The 1,097-nt window shown below is 41.7% G+C and carries 3 protein-coding genes; all 3 read left to right on the top strand.

Annotation, left to right across the window (positions count from 1 at the left end; genetic code table 11):
* Positions 1-249 (top strand): lipid asymmetry maintenance protein MlaB (locus A3735_RS26675; RefSeq protein WP_068638975.1); only part of this gene is annotated, 249 nt, incomplete at its 5' end.
* A 61-nt stretch (positions 250-310) separates the two neighbouring features.
* Positions 311-673: a response regulator gene (locus A3735_RS26670; RefSeq protein ID WP_068508193.1), complete on the top strand. Its 363-nt coding sequence runs from the start codon at positions 311-313 to the stop codon at positions 671-673.
* A gap of 76 nt (positions 674-749) precedes the next feature.
* On the top strand, positions 750-1,097 hold a 348-nt coding region (locus A3735_RS26665; protein WP_197486070.1), incomplete at its 3' end, for an Hpt domain-containing protein.

Genomic DNA, 1,097 nt, shown 5'->3' with positions numbered 1-1,097 from the left:
GGTGTTGTGAATATCGCTAAGGTTGAGTCGCTACATCATGAGATGGAAGAGATTCTTAAATTAGCATCTCCAACCGTTATCAGTGCGGGAGAAGTATCGAGAGTGGATACTGCAGCCTTGCAATTATTTGCTTCCTTTTTTACTTCAATGCGTACTGCTGAGGCTGAAGTTTCTTGGGGAAGCGTGTCCGAAGAGTTGCAAGCGGCTGCTAAGTTAGCGGGCTTGGAACAAATGCTAAATCTTAACTAAATGTTTTTGAATTTTGATTTCTTAGGGAAATTGCTTAATCGTCGCATACGGGAGAACGTAGATGGCAACAATATTGGCGGTAGATGATTCTGCCTCAATGAGACAAATGGTTTCATTCACTCTTAAAGGTGCTGGCTTTGATGTGATAGAAGCTGCAGATGGACAGCAAGCACTAGATAAAGCAAAAACTACTGCTGTTGATCTGGTTTTATCCGATGTGAATATGCCTGTAATGGATGGTATTGAGTTAGTTAAGAACCTCAGAACCTTACCGGATTATAAGTTTACTCCAATCTTAATGTTGACCACCGAATCAGCTGGCGATAAGAAAATGCAGGGTAAAAATGCTGGCGCTACGGGTTGGTTGGTAAAACCGTTTAACCCAGAGCAGCTATTAGCGACTATCAAGAAAGTAATGGGCTAAGCTTTACCTCTGTAATGTACAGCGCTACCAAGAACAAAAAATCGTTAATGTAACTACGCGTAGACAGGCCAATACAATGAGTGTTGATTTAAGTCAGTTTCATCAGGTGTTTTTCGAAGAGAGTTATGAAGGGCTTGATGTTATGGAGTCTGCGCTTCTTAATATCGATATCTCGAATCTCGATTCTGAAGCGATAAACGAAATATTCAGGGCTGCACACTCGATTAAGGGTGGTAGTGGTACCTTTGGTTTTAATGAGATTGCTGAATTTACACATGTTGTAGAAACGCTGCTTGATCTTATTCGTTCAGACCAGTTTGTTATGGAAGTGGATCATGTCGATCTGTTTCTGAAGTCTGTCGACTGTATCCGAACTATGATCAATGAGCTTGAGGCCGGTCAAAGCTGCGAAACCAAGTTGGCA

The sequence above is a fragment of the Oleiphilus sp. HI0061 genome, from assembly GCF_001635675.1.
This window is presented reverse-complemented; position numbering and strand designations above follow the sequence as displayed.

Coding starts and splice junctions, on each gene's coding strand:
- A3735_RS26670 (WP_068508193.1), top strand. CDS start 311: ATGGCAACAATATTGGCGGTAGATGATTCTGCCTCAATGAGACAAATG.